The following is a 428-nucleotide window of genomic DNA, read 5'->3' as shown; positions in this document are numbered from 1 at the left end:
GATGCCGCCGAGCAGCATGCCGAACCAGATACGATGCCACCACAGCCACCACAGGCTGGAGATCGGCTGACTCACGACGCTGAACAGCTTGAGCGGTGCGATATAGCTACCCGCCGCCATGCGCGGCTGGCCGTCGAAGCCCGGCACATGGTAGCGACGCACTCCACGCTCGGAGATGTACTTGCCCATGTTGGCCATCGAGGACAGCGGCAGCTTGCCGGTCACGCCCAGCGCATGCTCCTGGGGGCTCGAGAACAACAGCAGGCCGTTGGTGGAAAACAGACGCAGGCGCTGTCCATCATCGGAATTCGGGTTGGCCAGCAGGCTACGTGACTCGGAGAAATCCAGGCAGCCGATCAGCAGCCAGGACATGCCTTCGATATCCATATGCCGATAGAACGGCAAGCCTGGCTGACCGGATGCCAGCG

General features: G+C 62.4%; 1 protein-coding gene. It reads right to left on the bottom strand.

Annotated elements, in window-relative coordinates:
* Positions 1–428 (bottom strand): hypothetical protein (locus HUS66_RS17500; protein ID WP_175072461.1); only part of this gene is annotated, 428 nt, incomplete at both ends.

This window comes from Onishia taeanensis, from assembly GCF_013349955.1.
In the GTDB taxonomy this organism is placed as follows: Bacteria; Pseudomonadota; Gammaproteobacteria; order Pseudomonadales; family Halomonadaceae; genus Onishia; species Onishia taeanensis_B.
The sequence above is the reverse complement of the archived record's forward strand: the minus strand, read 5'-3'. Positions and strand labels throughout refer to the sequence as shown.